Annotated in this window: 11 protein-coding genes; 6 read left to right on the forward strand and 5 right to left on the reverse strand. The window is 60.1% G+C overall.

Features of this window, described 5'->3' with window-relative positions; translation table 11 throughout:
* Positions 1–9 precede the first annotated feature (9 nt).
* The 4 genes from AB4O09_RS26830 to AB4O09_RS26845 all read right to left on the reverse strand — a co-directional run bounded on the left by AB4O09_RS26830 (position 10) and on the right by AB4O09_RS26845 (position 11,017).
* Positions 10–7,359: a two-partner secretion domain-containing protein gene (locus AB4O09_RS26830; protein WP_460107714.1), complete on the reverse strand. Its 7,350-nt coding sequence runs from the start codon at positions 7,357–7,359 to the stop codon at positions 10–12.
* Positions 7,360–7,383: 24 nt separating this feature from the next.
* Positions 7,384–9,090: a ShlB/FhaC/HecB family hemolysin secretion/activation protein gene (locus tag AB4O09_RS26835; protein WP_028237576.1), complete on the reverse strand. Its 1,707-nt coding sequence runs from the start codon at positions 9,088–9,090 to the stop codon at positions 7,384–7,386.
* Positions 9,091–9,265: 175 nt separating this feature from the next.
* On the reverse strand, positions 9,266–10,165 hold the full coding sequence (locus AB4O09_RS26840) for a proline iminopeptidase-family hydrolase (protein WP_003197596.1): 900 nt from the start codon (positions 10,163–10,165) through the stop codon (positions 9,266–9,268).
* Between the two features lie 90 nt (positions 10,166–10,255).
* Entirely contained in the window at positions 10,256–11,017 is a 762-nt protein-coding gene (locus AB4O09_RS26845) for a LuxR family transcriptional regulator (RefSeq protein ID WP_003197595.1), read from the reverse strand.
* A 164-nt stretch (positions 11,018–11,181) separates the two neighbouring features.
* On the opposite strand from AB4O09_RS26845, the gene AB4O09_RS26850 reads away from it, so the two are divergent.
* The 6 genes from AB4O09_RS26850 to AB4O09_RS26875 are packed head-to-tail and all read left to right on the forward strand — an operon-like array spanning position 11,182 to position 17,368.
* Entirely contained in the window at positions 11,182–12,069 is an 888-nt protein-coding gene (locus tag AB4O09_RS26850; RefSeq protein WP_027912122.1) for a proline iminopeptidase-family hydrolase, read from the forward strand.
* 3 nt (positions 12,070–12,072) lie between these two features.
* Positions 12,073–13,020 (forward strand): ABC transporter permease, encoded by a 948-nt coding sequence (locus tag AB4O09_RS26855; RefSeq protein ID WP_003197591.1) that lies wholly within the window; start codon positions 12,073–12,075, stop codon positions 13,018–13,020.
* Positions 13,017–13,874, forward strand: a complete 858-nt coding sequence (locus AB4O09_RS26860) for an ABC transporter permease (RefSeq protein WP_003197590.1) — start codon at positions 13,017–13,019, stop codon at positions 13,872–13,874. Before AB4O09_RS26855 ends, AB4O09_RS26860 begins: the two co-directional genes overlap by 4 nt.
* Positions 13,871–14,857, forward strand: coding sequence for an ABC transporter ATP-binding protein (locus tag AB4O09_RS26865; protein ID WP_460107717.1), 987 nt, complete (start codon positions 13,871–13,873; stop codon positions 14,855–14,857). Before AB4O09_RS26860 ends, AB4O09_RS26865 begins: the two co-directional genes overlap by 4 nt.
* Complete coding sequence (locus AB4O09_RS26870; protein ID WP_305442580.1) at positions 14,854–15,825, forward strand: ABC transporter ATP-binding protein; 972 nt, start codon at positions 14,854–14,856, stop codon at positions 15,823–15,825. Before AB4O09_RS26865 ends, AB4O09_RS26870 begins: the two co-directional genes overlap by 4 nt.
* A 28-nt stretch (positions 15,826–15,853) precedes the next feature.
* Positions 15,854–17,368, forward strand: coding sequence for an ABC transporter substrate-binding protein (locus AB4O09_RS26875; protein ID WP_431092783.1), 1,515 nt, complete (start codon positions 15,854–15,856; stop codon positions 17,366–17,368).
* A 49-nt stretch (positions 17,369–17,417) separates the two neighbouring features.
* Here the strand turns inward: AB4O09_RS26875 and AB4O09_RS26880 are convergent, their stop codons facing one another.
* On the reverse strand, positions 17,418–18,008 hold the full coding sequence (locus AB4O09_RS26880; RefSeq protein WP_028237581.1) for a hypothetical protein: 591 nt from the start codon (positions 18,006–18,008) through the stop codon (positions 17,418–17,420).
* Positions 18,009–18,121 lie beyond the last annotated feature (113 nt).

Raw genomic sequence — 18,121 nt, forward strand, 5'->3', positions numbered from 1 at the left:
CCATTCATCTTAATCATGACTCACCCCCAAATATTTTGACATACCTTTTTCGATAGCTTGCGAAAATCTTGAGCTTTTCAAAAGTTGGTTTACTGATTTTGGCGCATCGGGAAATGACTTGGTTTGAGGATCATAAAGATATTTATTCCCTTTATTATCCTGATAGTGGAGTTGGCCTGGACGCTGGCCAGGATTAGGGTTCTCTACATCCAAACGCTCTTTACCATCACCCTTCCAGATTGTCTTACTTGCAGTTTGAACACCTTGGGCGCCCAGCATCCCATTTTTGTTATCGCTTCCTACAACCCCAACCTTAACCCCGGTTGTACCACCCTTCCCCCCAGCCGTCGACGAGAACAGCCCCCGGTCCTGACTCAATCCATCCGCCGCAAGCTCCGTCAGTAATGCAGCACCATCGCCTTTATCGGTACGCGTCTTCTCGACGATGCCGGTATTGATGGCCCGCTCGTTACTTCGAGTAATTTCCCAAAGCGCTGCCGAACGATCGAGCCCGGCGCTCCTGCCGTCATGCAGCATCTTCTCATTAGCCGGAATCTCATCCACCAGCTGTTTGGTCACTTGCAAACAGCTCGCCGGGTTATTCCGGCAGTACTGTCCAAACTCTTTGTTCCGAGCCGTATCGAGGTTGTTGTAATAGTCCCTGACGGATTGGCAATCCGCCGGGGAGGCGCACGTATTGAGCTTCTGTTCTCTTTCGACCAGTTCGGCATGGAACAGATAGTTGAATTCCGTCGCTTTCTTGGCGATCGTCGAACCTGTATTCAGGTCGCCATCGACCGCAGCCGCTGCCAGAAGCCCCGTCAGTTGCGACAGCATCAGTTGCAGATTTTTGTTTTCACCCGCCACCTTGGCCATGCCGGGAATCAGCGCTTCATTCAAACCGGCGGCAACCGCACCGGTCTTGAAGTCGCTGCCCGTCAGCTCAGCCAGCAGGCCACCCATGATCGCGTGGGCAACAATTTTCTGTGGGCCGCCATCGGGGAACTTGATGGTATCGCCCACCCAGTTGAAGCCGGTCGCCATCGCCACATTGCCGGCCTCTCCCAGCAGGGCAGCATTGAAGTTGCTGCCAAAGCTGCCACCACCGATCGCGGTGGAGATACTGCTGGAGATCACTGCTTGCCCGGTTGTGCGGATTGCAGTGTCAGTCGCGGTGTTCCAACGGAAGATATCCTTGGAGGAATTACTCGCGCTCGATGCCGAACCTGCCGAACCTGCCGACCCCGTCGACGGCTCGACGCCTTGAGTGGTCGTGCTGGAGCTCTCCGCACTGCTAAACCATTCTTTGTCCGCGTATTCGGATGCATAGGCAGTAAAACCGGCAATCGCCGCACTCTTCAAACTATCGGCGCTGACTGTTTCCTTCAGGGCAAGTCCCAGGTTGCCTTTGTTCTCAATGGTGCTGGTGACCGCCGTGGTGCTCAGGCTGGTGGCGACCGCAAGATTGGTGCCCGACAGTCCGAAACCTGCCGGCCCCATGATGAAAGACATCAAAATCGCGATGGCAATCTTGGCCCCAGCTCCCAGACCGGAATTGTCATACTCGAAGCTGTCGTGGATTTCCTTCACCTGGCGCCAGTCAATGTCGCCACGCGCCTGGGCCTCTTTCATCCAGGCCAGGTCCGGTTCAGCCTTCACCATTGCATCGATGGTTTGGCTGACGCTCTGCTGATCCACTTGTTTGACATCGATGCGCAGCCCATCGACGGCCTTGATCACCAACTTTCCTTGGGCAACCAGAGCGCTCTGGCGCAAGGTTTCGTCAGTCCGCCCCTCGCCTTTCATCTTGTACCAGGCCAGGTCGCTTTTGCTCTTGGTATGGCTCTCGTCGTGGAAGTCCTTGACCCCTTCGAAGGTGATGCGCCCACCGCTGTCGATGATCAGGTCGTTGCCGCTTTGCAGCTTCGCCACTTGATAGGTCTGATCGCCACCGCTGACCAACATCAGGTCGCCCCCGGTGTTGATCTCGCTTCCGATATGGGTGAGTTGCGTCACCTCATCGCGCCGTGCGGCTTTACTGCCCCAGCTGCCCTTTTTCTTCATGTCATACAGCGAGTAATCACGATTCTGCTCAGCCAGCAGACTCAGCTGCTTACCCGCCACCAGGTAGGCCTCATTACCCGCCGCAATCTTGCTCGCGACCATCAACAGATCATTGCGCGCAGCAACCCTCACATCCCCCCCGGCATCGAGGGTGCTCGCCTGCTGCGAGACATGGTCTTCTTCCTTGTTGATCTTCTTGCCGCTGCGCTTGTAGCGGTATTCGCTGGAATCCTCGTTCGCTGCCGCGATCAGGGCGACATCGTTACCGCTCAGGTTGATATCGCCTTTGGCTTGGAGGTGGCTGGCGACTACGGTCAGGTTGCCGCCGGCGGTGACGTTCAGGTCGCCGCCCGCCTTGACTTCACTGGCGTGCTGAACGGTCTGGCTCTGCTCCCAGAAGTGACGCTTGTCCTGGCGCATCGAGCCGCTTTCTTCGCGAGCCGCGGAGATGACAACGTCTTTGCCCGCACTCAAGTCCGCGTTGTTGCCCGCAGTGATCGCGCCGCCTACGTTGAGCAGATCGCCCGCTGCACGCATGGTGAGGTTGTTACCGGCCTCGATGCGCGCGGCGTTGTCGACAACGGAGGTTTTCGAACTGAAGCCCTTGCCGCTGTTCTCGAGGGTGGTGATGGTCCGGTCGTTGCGGATGTCGCCGGTCAAGGTCGACAGCTCGACGTCCTTGCCTTTGAGGATGCCGCCTTGCATGTTGACCAGGTCTTTGCCCGCGACCAACTTGAGCCGCTCGCCAGCCTCGGCCAGGCGCGTGTTGATCAGGTTGTTCCCGGCTGCCGCCGAGAGGTTCTCGCTGGCACGCAGCGTCCCGGCGTTCTTCAGGTCGGTGCCCGCAATCAGGGTGAGGTTCTTGCCCTGGATCAACGCGCCATCGGCCATCAGCCGGTTGTTGGCCTGTGCCAGGTAAAGCACCGGCACCAGGACATGTTGGCCATTGACGACCTGGTCTTCCATCCAGACGATGTCGTGGGTCAGCGCGGCGACTTGTTGCGAAGTCAGGGTTACGCCAACGGCCAGGTTCAGTTGTTCCTTACTGGCGATGGCATTGTTCATCAGGAACTTGAACATGCCTTCGTCGCTGGTCTGTCCGGCAATGAAACGCTGCCCAGTGCGAGCCAGCACCGCCTGTTGGATCAGGCGTTGTTCGTACAAACCATCGCCCAGGCGCTTCCAGCTGGTATCGGGGTCATAACCCAGGTTATCCAGCAAGTAGTCCGAGCTCATGAACTTCCTGAGGTCGGTCAGCGCGGGGTTGGTTTCAATCAGGTATTTGGGGCCGGTGATGACCCGGCTGGCGTCCGAGCCCTGGACAGTGGCCCGACTCTGGTCGTGGCTGTCTTGCGCTGCGGCCGCGCTGTCGACGACACGGAACAAACCATTCTCGCCAGTCGGCAAGGTGAACCCGGGCATGGTGGTCGGGTTGACTTGTTGTTGGGCCAGATCAGGTGGCAACTGCGGGTTGAGCACCACGACCGCTGGCTGTGCGGCGCTGGCCACATCGGTGGCCGCTGACTTGGTTGCACCCGCCAGCGGTGCCTGGAACTGCACGATACTGCTGTTCTCCAGGCGCTGCGTAGCCTGGATGCTGATGTTGCCGCCCGATTGAACAACCGACGGTGCCAGCGACTCTCCTGGCGTCACGATCGTGATGTCGCCCACCTGACGGAAGTTGTTGAGCGCATCGACGGGCAGTTGTTTCGGGTTGGCCTGGGCGTTGTAGGGGACGATGACCCTGCCGCGAAAACGCTCGTCGGTGCCATCGGTGACCCGGCCGGTGTTCCAGGTCCGCGTCCTGACGCTTGTGCCGGAAGCAGCGCCAACGTTCGCGAAGTTGTCTGCGGTGATCAGCAGGTCGGAAGCCGAGGCCATCACGCTGTATTGGTTGGTCACCGCAGAGCCATCAACGGTCAGCTTCGCCCCACTCATCAACGTGGCACTGGCTGAGTCTTCAAGCACTGCGCTTTGGTAGGTCTCCCGGGCTATATAGTCGACGTTGTGGTGATCACCGCTACAGTCATAGCATTTGACACTGATGGAGCCCGACACCAGCTCATCGGTGGTGGAAAAGACGTCCTTGCGATTGATCAGGGTGTCGCTGCGCAGCGACATGTCCTTTGCCGATTCAAGGGTGCCGGAGATGTTCTCCAGCAGCGTGCTGCGAGCGACGCCATCTCGCGCCGCGACATTCAGTGCCCCCAGGCTGTAGACGTCCGCACGATAGTTGGTGAAGCGATTGAAACGCAGGGCCATGTCCGCGCCGCTGAAGATCAGGCCGCGGTCGTTACGGGCCTCGTTGGCAGCCAGTTCGACGGTGTCGGCGCCACCCAGCGTGCCCGTATTGACCAGGCTCGTGGCGGCCAGGGAGAACTTGCCCCCGCCAGTGATCCGGCCGGCATTGTTCAGCGCACCGAGACTGCTGATGGTGGTCATGCCACCGCCAGCCAGACGCGAGCCGCTGGAGAGATCTAGGCTGGCGGCGCTCAGATCGAATTGATCGACACTGCTGAGGCGGCTGTTTTCGGTGCCGACATAAGCGCCGGTCAGCTTCAGATCCAAATCAACGTCGCTGCTGATGATGCCCGCGTTGTTCCAGGTGCCGCCCGTAGCCAACAGGCTTTGCACCGCAACCAACTTGCCGCTACTGGTCTGATTGAGCTGGCCCACCTTCAGGTTCAGGACATTAGCCTGGATATCCGAGCTGTTGTCCCAACGCGCCGCGTCGACGGTCAGGGTGCCTGAGGTCATCAGGCTGCCGCCGATGTTGCTGAACCTGGCGAGGTCCACGCCTAAGGTGCCGGTGCCCACATGACGAACATTGCCGCCAGCATTCTTGAAGCCTGCCATCTGCAAGGACAGGTCCTGGGTGGCCGCTTCAATGACGCCGCCCTGGTTGTCCAGCAGTTGATCAACCGTTAGCGTCGCGGTCCCCAGCTTGCCCACCGAGCGCAACTTGCCGCCCTGGTTATCAATCGAGGCAGCCGTGATCAGCAGGCCGTTGGAACCCTCCACCAGACCGCGCTGGTTGTTCAGTGCCCCGGTCAGACCAAAATCAATGGCGTTTGCCGCTGCGCGTCCGTCACTGTTGTCGAAGTCCTGCGCGCGTACTGTCAGTGTCTGTTTGGCGAGCACTGCGCCGTCGCGGTTTTCGAGCGTGGCCGTGGAGAGCACAACGGCCCCGGACAAGGCCGAGACCTGCCCACCATTGTTGCGCAGCGTCTGTTTCGCATCGAGGTCGACGGACTGCGCCTGGATCAACCCAGCTGCGTCGGCTGAGGTAAGCGACTCGCTGTTATCCAACACGTTGTCCAGCGTGGCTTTCAGCCAACCACCGACACTGGCAAGGACACCGCCACGGTTATCGAGGCTGCTCGCCTCGATATCCACGTTCCCAGCCTGGGTGATGGCGCTGCCATCCTGGTTGAGGAAATCCCCGGTGATATCGACCTTCAGATCACCTTGGCTGAGCAGGCTGCCTTTGGTGTTATCGAGGCCACCGCCGCTGATCGTCAGCCCCTGCTCGGTGCTGATCATCGCCTCGCCGTTATTGAGCAGTTGCTGGTAAGCGGTCAGGCTCATCGCCTTGACCGAGGCGATATAACCATCGTCGCTGTTGTTGATGCGGTCTGCGGTCAGGGTCAGTTTCCCCTGGCTGACCAACTTGCCGTTCTGCTGGTTGAAGCTTTTCAGCGTGGCAACGAGATCACCCTGGCTGGTGATTTGTCCTGCGCTATTTTCAACGCTACCGCCCCCAAGGGTCAGAGCGGCATCGGAGGCAATCTTGCCGCCGCTGTTATCCAGGGTTTTCGCTTCGAGCTTCAGGAGGTCGTTGCTGCTGATGACGCCTGCGCTGTTCTTCAGCGTCCCGGCGACCAGGGTCTGCTCGCCGTTGCTGGCGATGATCCCTTTATCACGGTTATCCAACGCGCCAGTGGCCTGTGCCTGAATGCCGCCTTGGCTGACCAGCGTGCCGGCGCGGTTGTCGATGTCCTTACTGTTCAGCGTCAGGCTCTTGCCGGCGGAAAAAGTGCCGCCGCGATTGTCGAGGGCCTGCGTGGTCGTGGCTTTCAAGTCGCGACTGGCGATCACGTTCTGCCCGCGGTTGTCGATATTCGCCGCGGTCAGCACGACATCGCCAACCTGGTTGCGGGTATTGTCGATGTTGACGCCCGCTTCGATGATGCCGAGATTGTTGAGTTGGCCGTTGGTAGTCAGCGTGACATTGCCGCGCGCGGCGATGGCGTGCTGGTTGCTGAGGGTCCCCTGGGTCGTCGCTTGGACATGGCTGCCGGCATAGATCGTACCTCGGGCTTCCAGGCTTTGAGCCTTGATATCGACGGCGCCTGCCGCCGTGGTTTGCGCCAAACTCAAATGCCCATTGGCATCCAGCTGAATATCCCCCCCGCTGGCAACCATCTTGCCGTCCAGCTTCACCCCAACCCCGGCCTCGGTGCTCACCAGCTTGATCGCGCCAGCATACATACCGCCCAACGCCGAAGAGTCGATGGCCAGCTCTGGTTTCGCACTGCCGTCATCGGCACGGGCAGTGGCGTTCAGGGTATTGGCGTTGACGTCGTTGCGCCCAGCCACGATGGTCAGGTTCTTCGCCTGGATCTCGGCGTTGATCTTGGCGCTGCGAGTAATGATTTCGAAACGGTCGACGTTGTTCGCGTTCAGGCCCGCGCCTTCAATGGCGACGCTGCCCTGGTCCACCTGATAGCGACCCACCTGGCCGTTTTCGATGATCGGCTTGCCCGTGGTCAGGGTCGCCTTTGGGGTATTGATAAACCCGCAGCCATTGCAGGTGATGCCATAGGGGTTGGCGACGATCACATGGGCCGACTGCCCCGCCACTTCGGTGTAGCCGCGCAACTGGCTCGGGTTGCCGCCGTTGACTTCGTTGAGGATGACTTTCGCGGCCGTGCCCTGGAGGTTCGGGTTGCCGAGGATGATCCCGCCCAGTTGCGTGGACTGGGCGGCGTTGGTGGCGTTATTGAGGATCACGCCGTTGCTGCCGACGTTGTAGTCCTTGAACTGGTTGTGAGACAGCCCGCTGCCATTGGGCTTGGCGATGTTGACCACGGGCACGCCGTTGCCGGCCTGGCCGAGGCTGGTGCCCGGGGCGCTGACCACGATGCCGTCCGCCTGGGCCCACATTGGCTGCCAGAACATGACGTTTGCCAGCAGGAACGCCAGGCCGCGCTTGGGCATGCCCCAGAAGGCGTCGCGGGTTTTCAGGGCAGCAGAAGGCTGGCGAGCCAGGAAGGCGTATTGGCGGTCGTCCATGATCAGGTCTCGTTGCAGCAGAAATTAGATGGATACATCCACGCGGAAGTAGATCGGCGCTTCGCGCTCGGTCAGGGCATCCGGACGTTCCAGGGAATGGGCGAAGGTGACGCTGGCGCTCAGGTGCTCACCGCGGGCGAACAGCTCCAGCGAGTTGCTCGACATGCGCCCGTGCTGATCGCCGTTGTAGCGATTACCGCTGATCACGCCCTGGTCATAACCGAGGCTGGTGCCGTATTCGGCGAAGACCGGGCGCAGCCATTCCAGGGTCACCGGGCGGCTCCAACGCAAGTCGTTGCGCCAGTAGCCGCCGCTGTCGCCGGACAATGTCTGGTCCTTGTAGCCACGAATCGACGACAGGCCGCCCAGGCTCATGCGCTGGGGGCTGAACAGCACGTCTTCGCTACGCTGGCCGGTCATCAGGCTGCTGAAGCTGAAGGACTCGCCGCCCAGCATGAAGGGCTGCAAATAGCTGAGGGTCGCGGTGTATTTGCGATAGCGCGCATCTGGCACTCCAGGGCCCGGCTCATGATCGCCCTGGGCATCGAGGGCACCGATACCTTGTTGCAGGCCCAGGTCGAGGTTGACGAAGGCATTGCCCACTCGCCGGCCATGGTTGATGCCGAACTGCGCCTCGCTGATGCGATTGCTGCTCTCGGCGAGTTTGCTGTCTTCGATGAAGTTGTTGGTGCGCAGGTACGAAAGGCCGGTGTTGAGGGAGGTCTTGCTCACTGCGTCGCGATGGACCACACGCTCCAGGCGCAGCTGATGGTTCTGGCTGTCGCCGCTCTGCTTGAAATTGAAACCGTTGGCCTGGCCCAGCGCGCGGTACTCGCTCTGGCTGTAGGTGTAGCTCAGGTTCCACCAGCCAAACGGCAGGTTGTAATAGAGCATGCCGTTGCGCGAGGTTTTCTGGTGATCGCTGACGACATCGTGGCCGCCGCGCAAGGCCAATTGGTCAGCCAGACCCAGGGGGCTGTCCCAGTCCAGGGAGGCGCCCCATTGCTGCTCGCCCGTGCTTTTCTGCCCATCGTTATGCCGTGACAGGCCGGCGCGCCAGGGTTTCTGCGGGGTGTTATTGACCCGCACTTCGCTGCCGCCGATGTTTTGCCCCGGGGTCAGTTCCATTTGTGCACGGTTGGACGGCAACCGGTTCAGTTGATCGACCATCTGCTCCATCTCACGCAGATTGAGCAGTTCGCCGGTCTTGCCGGGAAACGCCATCGCCAACTCGCGATCCGACAGCTTGCTGTTCTCGGCACCTTTCAAGCCTTCCAGGCGACCCTCGACCACCAGCACTTGCAGGTGACCGCTGGACAGGTCCTGTTGCGGCAAGTAGGCGCGACTGGTGACCAGGCCTTTGTCGAGATAATGGTCAGTAATGACTTTGAGCAGCTCGTTCAGCTGCGGCACGCCCAGGCATTGGCCGATGTAGGGCTTGAGCAGGCGTTCGCGCTCCGCCACGGACAAAGCATCGGCGCCCTTGAGCTCGATGGTCTTGATCGGGAAGCAACGGGTATCGACAGGGGCCGTGGGCTGGGCCGGCTTCGCCTCCTTGCCGGGCAGGTCCTTGAGTTCTTCAAGGCGTCGGCGCTGCTCTTCGAGCAGCCGGTCCTGACGTTCACGGATCAGATCCGTGTCGCCGGGGGTTGGCGCGGCGACAGCAATGTTCATCGCCAGAAAACACAGCGACGCAACAACTAGCCTCGTCCCTAAGGCAAATACGGACATGTTCGATCCCTCGATACAGAAATGACAGCAGGCATGCACAGCAATGCGCGCACACCAGACCCTGCATATCGCTTTCGGTTCAAGAGAGCGGGAAGTTTCCACTCAAAAAAGAGACGCGTCTCACAGGACGCGTCGAGAAACACAACAAAAACGACGGCTCAGATTGCGCAGACGCCTACAGACACTCATCCAGGAAACTCACCACCGTTCCCATGCAAGCCATCCGCTCCTCGATATGGGGCATATGGCTGGAGTGTTCGAACAACGCCCAGCGAATGTCGGGAACATGATCCACATAGGGTTTGACCACCAATGGCGTCGCTTCATCGTATCGGCCTGAAATCAGCAGGGTCGGCACCTTGATCCGTGGCAAGCGATCGGTGATGGACCAGTCCTTCATGCTGCCGATCACATGGAATTCGGTGGGGCCGTTCATGGCGTGATAAACCGTAGGATCGGCATCGATCTGGGCAAAGGTACGGGCGACTTCATCGGGCCAGGGCGTGACACGGCAGACATGGCGGTCGTAGAAAACCCGAGCGGCATCAAAATACTCGGTAGACGTCAAGGTTCCAGCCCGCTCGTGCTTGAGCAGTGTTTGCTGCACCTCAATGGGTAGAAGCTGGCGCAAGCGATTGACTTCAAGGAGCCAGGTGGACATGTCCGCCGGGGAGTTGGCGATGATCAACCCGCGCAAGCCCGCGGGCTGGAGCACCGCATGTTCGCTGGCCAACATGCCGCCCCAGGATTGCCCCAACAGTGCGTAATTGTCGCCAATGCCCAGATGATCCAGCAGGTTCTCCAACTCATCGAGAAAGAGCGCCACGTTCCAGAACGAGGGGTCTTTTTCCGGAAGATGGGTGGAACGCCCATTGCCCAGTTGGTCGTAATGAATCACCGGATAGCCACTGTTGGCAATATCCTTGAAGGCATCGACATAATCGTGTGTACAGCCCGGGCCGCCATGCAGGATCAGCAGCGGCGTACGGCCACTGCTGAAATCGCCAGTGATGCGATACCAGGTCTGATACGGACCAAAAGGCGCAAAGCCTTCGTGCGTTACGGGAAAATCCATTTCGTGCCGCTCCCCAGGAATCCTGCGGCACACGATACCGGGGACTGGCCGGCGGAATAACTAGAGAAACAGATAGGTTTTTGCCCGATTTCAGCTATCGAGCAACCGATAATGCACTGCCCTGACCACGGCCTGGACCCGGTTCCTGGCGCCGAGCTTATGCATTGCAGAAGTCAGGTGGAGGGTGATGGTGGCCAAGGAACGATTCAGTTGCCTGGCGATGTCCGCCGCCGTCAAGCCTTCAGCGGCCAATCTCAAGCACTCACGCTCGCGTTTGGTCAGGCGAACCGGGCATGCGCGGGCTTCCTTGCCGAGCAGCGGAAAAGCCGCCTCTTGCAGGGCATGGGAAATCAGGCTGAAGTCGCCCAGCGTTTGCCGGACATCCTGCAGGGTGCTCCCCTTCGTATCGGCGCGCAGCCCGGTCAATGTCGCAAAGCCGCCTTTGGGCAAATGCATCGGCACCGTCACGCCGCAGGTCATGCGCGAATCCTGCAGGTAGCTCACGACCGGTGCATGACTCTGGCCGATGAACGGCTGCAGCACCGTGTCGGCCTCCGGTCGATAGGACCAGACAAAAGGAGATATGGCATTGATTGCCAGATGCTGGACGGGGTCGATCTGGTAATAACCTTCTTCACACCAGAGCGAGTGCCAATCACGGGGGGTATTGCGCAACTTCAGCACAGTCGGGGTGATCAGTGCCCCATCATGATCCAGTGGCACCGGACTGTAGTCGTACACCAAGGCTTCAAAGCCTAACGCCTGGACCATCCCCAGGGTGTTGTCCATCTGTTCGTCCAGGCTCCTGCCAGACAAAAGACGGGTATTGAAGTCAGACAGCTTGGCCTGCATCCATTCAGCTCCCTTATTAATTTCAATCCTGAAATCGTGCAAGTAGAATGCCACGCCAGAGCGAGGGAATGCCAGATCAAACCTATAAGAATTGCTAGCTTATGGGCGCGTAGCTTCCTCGGTAAGGTTTAGCCAACGGGCGGTACCTGAGCAGGAGAGCAATGATGTGGCGTGAGATCGAGCCAGACCAGCGGTACGACGTGGAAGTCGATGGTCATCACCTGGTGGCCTATGGCTTTGGCGACGGCGACGAGGTGCTGTTGTGCCTCAATGGCGGCCCGGGATTGCCTTGCGATTATCTGCGTGACAGCCATGGCTGGCTCAAGGAAAAGGGCTTGCGGGTCATCGCTTTCGATCAGTTGGGAACCGGCGCGTCGGCCAGGCCCACTGACGAATCCCTGTGGGACATCACCCGTTATGTGGCGGAGGTAGAGACCGTCCGCCAAGCCCTCGACCTGGGCAAAGTGCACCTGCTGGGGCACTCCTGGGGTGGCTGGCTGGCGATCGAGTACGCCATTCATCATCCCCAAGCGCTGAAAACCCTGATCCTGGAAAATACCGCGGGCGATATCCCTCACCTGTCCCTGGAGCTGGAGCGTCTGCGGGCCGCCCTGGGCAGTGAGACCGTCGCGATGATGCAGCGCCATGAAGCCATGGGCACCCTGGATCATCCGCAATACCAGGCAGCCATCACCCTGCTCAACTATCGCCATGTCTGCCGTCTGGACGAGTGGCCAGCGCCGGTGACACGTTCCCTGGGCGACTGGAACATGGGGCCCTACATGACCATGCAGGGCCCCAACGAATTTCTCTATACCGGCAATCTCAAGGACTGGAATCGCATCGAGCAGATGGCCAGCTTCGAAATGCCCGTGCTGATCACCACCGGTCAACATGATGAACTGACGCCAGCCTGTGCAATGCGCATGAAAATGGCGCTCAAGGATGTACAACTGAATGTGTTCCCCAACAGCAGCCACATGCCGTTCTACGAAGAGCCCCACGCCTATTTCCCAGTCCTGCTGGATTTTCTGCACCGCCACCGGAACTAGCCCATGAACCTGGCGCGCTACCGTTTCATACTGTCGCGCCCGCTACAGCTATTGCCGGTGCTGTTTGGCATCAGCATGATCACCTTTGTGCTCGTGCGCTCCATCCCCGGCGACCCCGCCCGGGCCCTGCTGGGCTCGCGCAGCACGCCGGAGGCGCTGATCAGGATTCGTGCCCAGTACGGTCTCGACCAGCCCTTGTGGATGCAGTACTTCTACTTTCTCAAGAACCTGCTCAAAGGCGATCTCGGCCAATCGCTGCTCTACAAAGTCGATGCCTTGAAGCTGATCAGTACCCGCATTGAGCCTACCCTGTTCCTGGTGCTCGGCAGCGTACTGCTGGCTCTGCTGATTGCCGTGCCACTGGCAACGGTGGCGGCGCGCAACAAGGGCGGTTGGCAGGATCACCTGATTCGCCTGTTCACCACGGCAGGGCTCGGCATGCCGGCGTTCTGGCTAGGCATCATGTTGATCCTGCTGCTCAGTGTGCAGTTGGGGCTGTTCCCGGTCTCAGGCTATGGACGTACAGGGTGGGACAAACTGCATCACATGGTCTTGCCGTGCCTGACCATTGCCTTGGCACTCTCCGCCGTTCTGGTGCGCAATCTGCGCGCCAGCATGCTCATGGAGCTACAAGCCGATCATGCCACCGCCGCACGGGCCCGGGGCTTGTCCGAGCGGGCGATATTTCGTCGGCATGTGCTACCCAACTCCCTGGTACCGGCGGTCAACCTGCTGGCGGTGAACATCGGCTGGTTGATCAGCGGCACGGTGGTCATCGAAAGTCTGTTTGCCATTCCCGGCATCGGCCAATTGCTGGTACGCGGCATCTTTACCCGCGACTACATGGTGGTCCAAGGCGTGGCCATGGTGCTGGCCCTCGCCACCGTCACGGTCAATTTCCTCGCCGATGTGCTGACTGTGATGATCGATCCGCGGGTGAACATGCGATGAGCGGCCAGGCCCTCAGTCCCACCTGGCGTCTTGCGCTGCGTTTGGGCTTGCGCAACCGGCGCCTGGCCACCGTGCTGGGCCTGGCGATTCTGTTTGGCTGGCTGTTGCTCGCACTCTTCGCACCCTGGGTCGCGCCCTTCGATCCGATTGCCCAGAACACCGATATCCGCCTGCTGGGGCCGAGCCTGGCCCATCCGTTCGGCACGGACAATTTCGGCCGCGACGTTCTTTCCCGAGTGATCTGGGGCGCGCGCATCGACTTGCAGATTTCCGTGATCGGGGTGGTTTTCCCATTCTTGATCGGCACTTGCGTCGGCGCCTTGGCCGGCTATATCGGTGGCCGGTTCGACACGATCTGCATGCGCCTGATCGATATTATTCTGGCCTTCCCCTTCCTGGTGCTGATGTTGGCAATCATGGCCATCCTCGGCCCCGGCCTGGGCAGCTTTTATATTGCGATGGCTTTGGTGGGTTGGGTGTCCTATGCACGGCTGATCCGTTCGCAGATTCTGGTACTCAAGGAAAGCGATTTCGCCTTGGCGGCGAAAAGCCTGGGCTTCGGTCATGGACGCATTCTGTTTCGGCACCTGTTGCCCAATGCCATGTTCGGTTCGATCGTGTTTTCCATGTCCGACGCGGTGCTGGTACTGCTCAATGGGGCGGCGGTCAGCTACCTCGGCCTGGGGGTCCAGCCACCCACCGCCGAGTGGGGCACGATGGTCGCCGAGGGCCAGAGTTTTATCACCAACGCCTGGTGGATCTGCACCTTCCCGGGACTGGCGATCGTCACCCTGGCCATGGGCTTCAGTCTGCTGGCCGACGGTGTCGCCGAGCACCTCGGAGAGCGCCCATGAGCACACCGGTGTTGCACGTCGAGGACCTCAGCGTGATCGCCGGCCACGGTGAGGGCGAAGTCACGCTGGTGGATCGTGTGTCATTTGACTTGGCCGAAGGCGAAATCCTCGGTCTGGTGGGTGAAAGCGGCTCAGGCAAGACGATGGCCTGCCGGGCCTTGATGCGCTTGCTGCCCTCTGCAAACCTCCGCGTCCAGGGCAAGGCCGTGCGCCTTGCCGGCGAGGACCTGCTGTCGCTGGATGAAGCCGACATGCGGGGCATACGGGGTCGGCGGCTGGGGATGATTTTTCAGAATCCCGGCAGTCATCTTGACCCGTTGATGCGTATCGGCGAACAGATCGGCGAGGGCATACGCCTGCATCAGGGGGCGTCCAAACGTGAAGCACGGGCGAAGGCCATTGATGTGTTACGCCAGGTGGGCATTCCCGATCCGCTAAGGCGGGTCGACAGTTATCCCCATGAGTTTTCCGGTGGCATGCGACAACGCGCCATGATCGCCGTGGCGTTGGGTTGCAACCCCCAGGTGCTGATCGCCGATGAGCCGACCACCGCCCTGGATGTCACGGTACAGGCACAGATCCTGCGCCTGCTCCTGGATTTGCGCGACCAACGTGGGCTGTCAATCATCATGATCACCCACGACCTGGGGATCGTCGCCCAGACTTGTGATTCCATCGCGGTGATGTACGCCGGTCGGCTCTGCGAGCACGGCACCAAGCTTGATCTGCTGGCTCACCCACGACATCCCTATACGGCGGCTCTGATCGACTGCCAACCGGCGACCAGCGCCGGCCATGCCATGCTCAAGACCATCGCCGGCCAGCCTCCTCTGCTGGATGCGCTGCCCACCGGTTGCCGCTTCAATCCACGCTGCCTTCAGCAGGGCAGCCAGTGCACGCGGCTGTTGCCACAGATGCAAGACATGGCCGAGGCACACCGGGTCGCCTGCCATTACCCGCTGCAGGTGGGAGCCTCGTCATGACCCTGTTGCACGTGAAGGATCTGCAGGTGCGCTTCGCCGCCCCTGGCAGCGGTCCGTTCGGGATCAACCGGCAATGGGTGAAAGCCGTCAACGGTGTGTCGCTGAGTCTGGCCACCGGGGAGGTGCTTGGGTTGGTGGGTGAGTCGGGCAGCGGCAAGAGCACCCTGGGTCGGGCCATCTTGCGCCTCACTGAGGTCAGCGCCGGACAAATCCTGTTCGATGGCGTGGATATGGCTCAAGGCAAGCGGATCGACATCGAGCGACTGCGCCACGAAACCGCGATGATTTTCCAGGATCCTTATACCGCCCTCAATCCGCGAATGAGCATCGGCGACACCCTGGCTGAAGTGTTGCGAGTGCGCTGTGCGATTCCTGCACCGCTGATTCGCCAGCGGGTCGATGAACTGCTGAACCTGGTCGGCCTGCGACCGGAGCTGGCCCACCGCAAGCCAGGTTCATTGAGTGGCGGTCAATGCCAACGTGTGGGGATCGCTCGAGCACTGGCCATCGAGCCACGGTTGATCATCGCCGATGAATGCGTGGCCGCGCTGGACGTTTCCATCCAGGGACAGATCATCAACCTGCTGCTGGAACTGCGACAGCGCATGAACCTGGCGATTCTGTTCATTGCTCACGACCTGGCAATCGTTCGGCGGTTATGTGATCGGGTCGCCGTGATGTACCTCGGCGAGATCGTCGAGCAAGGCCCCACGGAGGCCGTGTTCAGCAGCCCTCGGCATCCTTATACCGTCGCGCTGATCCAGTCCATTCCACACATCGACCCGACTCGACCGTTGCCGAGCGAACCCCTGCCTGGCGAGCCACCCAGCCCCCTGAACCTTCCATCCGGCTGCGCTTTTCACCCGCGCTGCCGGTATGCACAACCCATCTGCGCGAAAACGCCGCCCCCCAGCCATGACATCAATGGACATCGTTATAGCTGTGTGCTCGGAGAGCCATTGCTCTAAAAAACATTCATCAATAGGGAGTTTGACCATGCGATCGAAACATTTGAAGTTACTGACCGCCGCAACGTTGACCGTTTGCACACTGGCGGCCGGTGTCGCCCAGGCAGCAGGCGTGCTGACTATCGGTTGCCGTGAAGAAAGTACGACGTTCGACCCGATCAAAAGCGCGCAGAACCGTGATAACTGGGTGTTCTCCAATGTCTACGACGTGTTGGTGCGCGTCGACAACACCGGCACCCAGCTGGTGCCGGGGCTGGCCGAAAGCTGGCAGGTTTCCGACGATGGCCTGACCTATACCTTCAAACTACGCTCGGCCAAGTTCTCCGACGGCTCACCGATTACCGCCAGCGATGCAGCGTTCAGTCTGTTGCGCATTCGCGACAACAAAGGGTCGCTGTGGAGCGACTCCTACAAGATTATCGACAAGGCCCAGGCGCCCGACCCGCAGACACTGGTGGTGACACTCACGAGCCCTTCAGTGCCCTTCCTCGCGCAGCTGGCGTTGCCCAACGTCTCCATCCTGTCGCAAAAGGCCATGGAAAAAATGGGGGAGGAAGCCTATGCCCAGGACCCCGTCGCCTCTGGCGCCTTTATCGTCAAGGAGTGGCTACGCGGCGATCGCGTGGTGCTGGAGAAGAACCCCAACTTCTGGCAGGCCGACAAGGTGAGCCTGGATGGCGTGGAATGGATCTCCATCCCCGATGACAATACGCGGATGTTGAAGGTACAGGCCGGTGAACTGGATTCGGCGATCTTCGTGCCCTTCTCGCGCGTCGAAACCCTGAAGAAAGATCCCAACCTGGTCGTACACATGGATCCCTCCACCCGCGAGGATCATCTGCTGATCAACCATGCGCACGGACTGCTGGGCAAGCCTGAAGTACGCCAGGCCCTGGACCTTGCGATCAACAAAAAATCCCTGGTCGATACCGTGACATTCGGCCATGGCCAGGTGGCTTATTCCTACATTCCTAAAGGCGCGCTTTATCACAATGCCGATAATCTGCAGCGCCCGTACGATCCGGAAAAAGCCAAGAAAATGCTGGCGGATGCAGGCGCCTCAGGCCTGAAGCTCAACTATGTGGTCAATGCGGGCAATGAAGCCGACGAGCAGATCGCCGTGCTGGTCCAGCAACAGCTCGCAGCGGTCGGCGTGACAGCCACCTTGCAGAAAGTCGACCCAACCCAGAGTTGGCAAATGCTGATCGACGGCGATTACGATCTGTCCGTGATGTACTGGACCAACGACATCCTCGACCCGGACCAGAAGACCACATTCGTGCTGGGACATGACACCAACATGAATTACATGACCCGCTACAAGAACGACAAGGTCAAGGATCTGGTCGCGGCCGCGCGGGTAGAAGTGGACCCGACCAAGCGCAAGCAGATGTATACCGATCTTCAGGTGATCGCCAAGCAGGACGTCAACTGGATCGATCTCTACTACAGCCCGTACATCAATATTTCGCGCAAGAACATCGAGCACTTCCAACAAAACCCACTGGGACGCTTCTCTCTTGAGGAAACAGTGAAGCGCTAGCGAGTAGTGGCTTCATCCGAGTCGGATAGGGCCAGTGGCAACGCCTTGATCACGAATCGAGGCTTGCCACTTGATGGCCAAGCGACATCGGACGCTCCCCGGTCATCTCGCACAACAGCGCTGTGACGGCGTTCCCCTCAACCGTGCCGTGCTCTTGCAGAAAGCCCGCCACGGCGCTGACAGCCGGCCAGTAACGGTGCACCAGGCAACTGCAGCGGGAGATGGCCTGGGATTGGGCGTCGAGCAATTTGCGCGGTGGCAGCAGGCTGATCAATTCGTGCCCCCGGTCCAGGTCTCCGCGGCCGCTGCCCCTGATCAACCGGTCGGACCGACGGTGCCGGTAGACTGCTTCGGCCACTGGCCCCGCGAAGCAATGGAGCAGGTCACGCTCAATGGCATCGACCATCGAGGGCAGGAATTCAGCGATCCCCGGGGCGTCGAATGCCGGGCACGGGACAAGGTAGTCCGCTTCCACCCACCCTTCTGCGTATTGAGGGTTGCCGCGCAGGTCGAACAGAGGACCCGTGCAGGCTTCAGCCTTGGTACGCACGGTGATGCGTTTTATCGGTTGGCCGTTCCACCAGAAAGCCAGGGCATGACCGGCTTCGTGGAAGGCCGTGCTGCGCGGGCATTTGTTCATTATTGGGTCCGTCACGGCAGGCGCCATTCATATCATCTGCCTCGCCGCTTGGCTTCGATAAAAGATTATCCCTATCGACCGTTAATACTGCGCCTATTAGCTATCTGGCAAAG

The sequence above is a fragment of the Pseudomonas sp. H1_F01 genome, from assembly GCF_054681425.1.

What these genes read in the sequence shown, in the direction of transcription:
- AB4O09_RS26830 (WP_460107714.1), bottom strand. Translation starts at nt 7,359, where the DNA reads ATGGACGACCGCCAATACGCCTTCCTGGCTCGCCAGCCTTCTGCTGCC.
- AB4O09_RS26835 (WP_028237576.1), bottom strand. Translation starts at nt 9,090, where the DNA reads ATGTCCGTATTTGCCTTAGGGACGAGGCTAGTTGTTGCGTCGCTGTGT.
- AB4O09_RS26840 (WP_003197596.1), bottom strand. Translation starts at nt 10,165, where the DNA reads ATGGATTTTCCCGTAACGCACGAAGGCTTTGCGCCTTTTGGTCCGTAT.
- AB4O09_RS26845 (WP_003197595.1), bottom strand. Translation starts at nt 11,017, where the DNA reads ATGCAGGCCAAGCTGTCTGACTTCAATACCCGTCTTTTGTCTGGCAGG.
- AB4O09_RS26850 (WP_027912122.1), top strand. Translation starts at nt 11,182, where the DNA reads ATGTGGCGTGAGATCGAGCCAGACCAGCGGTACGACGTGGAAGTCGAT.
- AB4O09_RS26855 (WP_003197591.1), top strand. Translation starts at nt 12,073, where the DNA reads ATGAACCTGGCGCGCTACCGTTTCATACTGTCGCGCCCGCTACAGCTA.
- AB4O09_RS26860 (WP_003197590.1), top strand. Translation starts at nt 13,017, where the DNA reads ATGAGCGGCCAGGCCCTCAGTCCCACCTGGCGTCTTGCGCTGCGTTTG.
- AB4O09_RS26865 (WP_460107717.1), top strand. Translation starts at nt 13,871, where the DNA reads ATGAGCACACCGGTGTTGCACGTCGAGGACCTCAGCGTGATCGCCGGC.
- AB4O09_RS26870 (WP_305442580.1), top strand. Translation starts at nt 14,854, where the DNA reads ATGACCCTGTTGCACGTGAAGGATCTGCAGGTGCGCTTCGCCGCCCCT.
- AB4O09_RS26875 (WP_431092783.1), top strand. Translation starts at nt 15,854, where the DNA reads ATGCGATCGAAACATTTGAAGTTACTGACCGCCGCAACGTTGACCGTT.
- AB4O09_RS26880 (WP_028237581.1), bottom strand. Translation starts at nt 18,008, where the DNA reads ATGAACAAATGCCCGCGCAGCACGGCCTTCCACGAAGCCGGTCATGCC.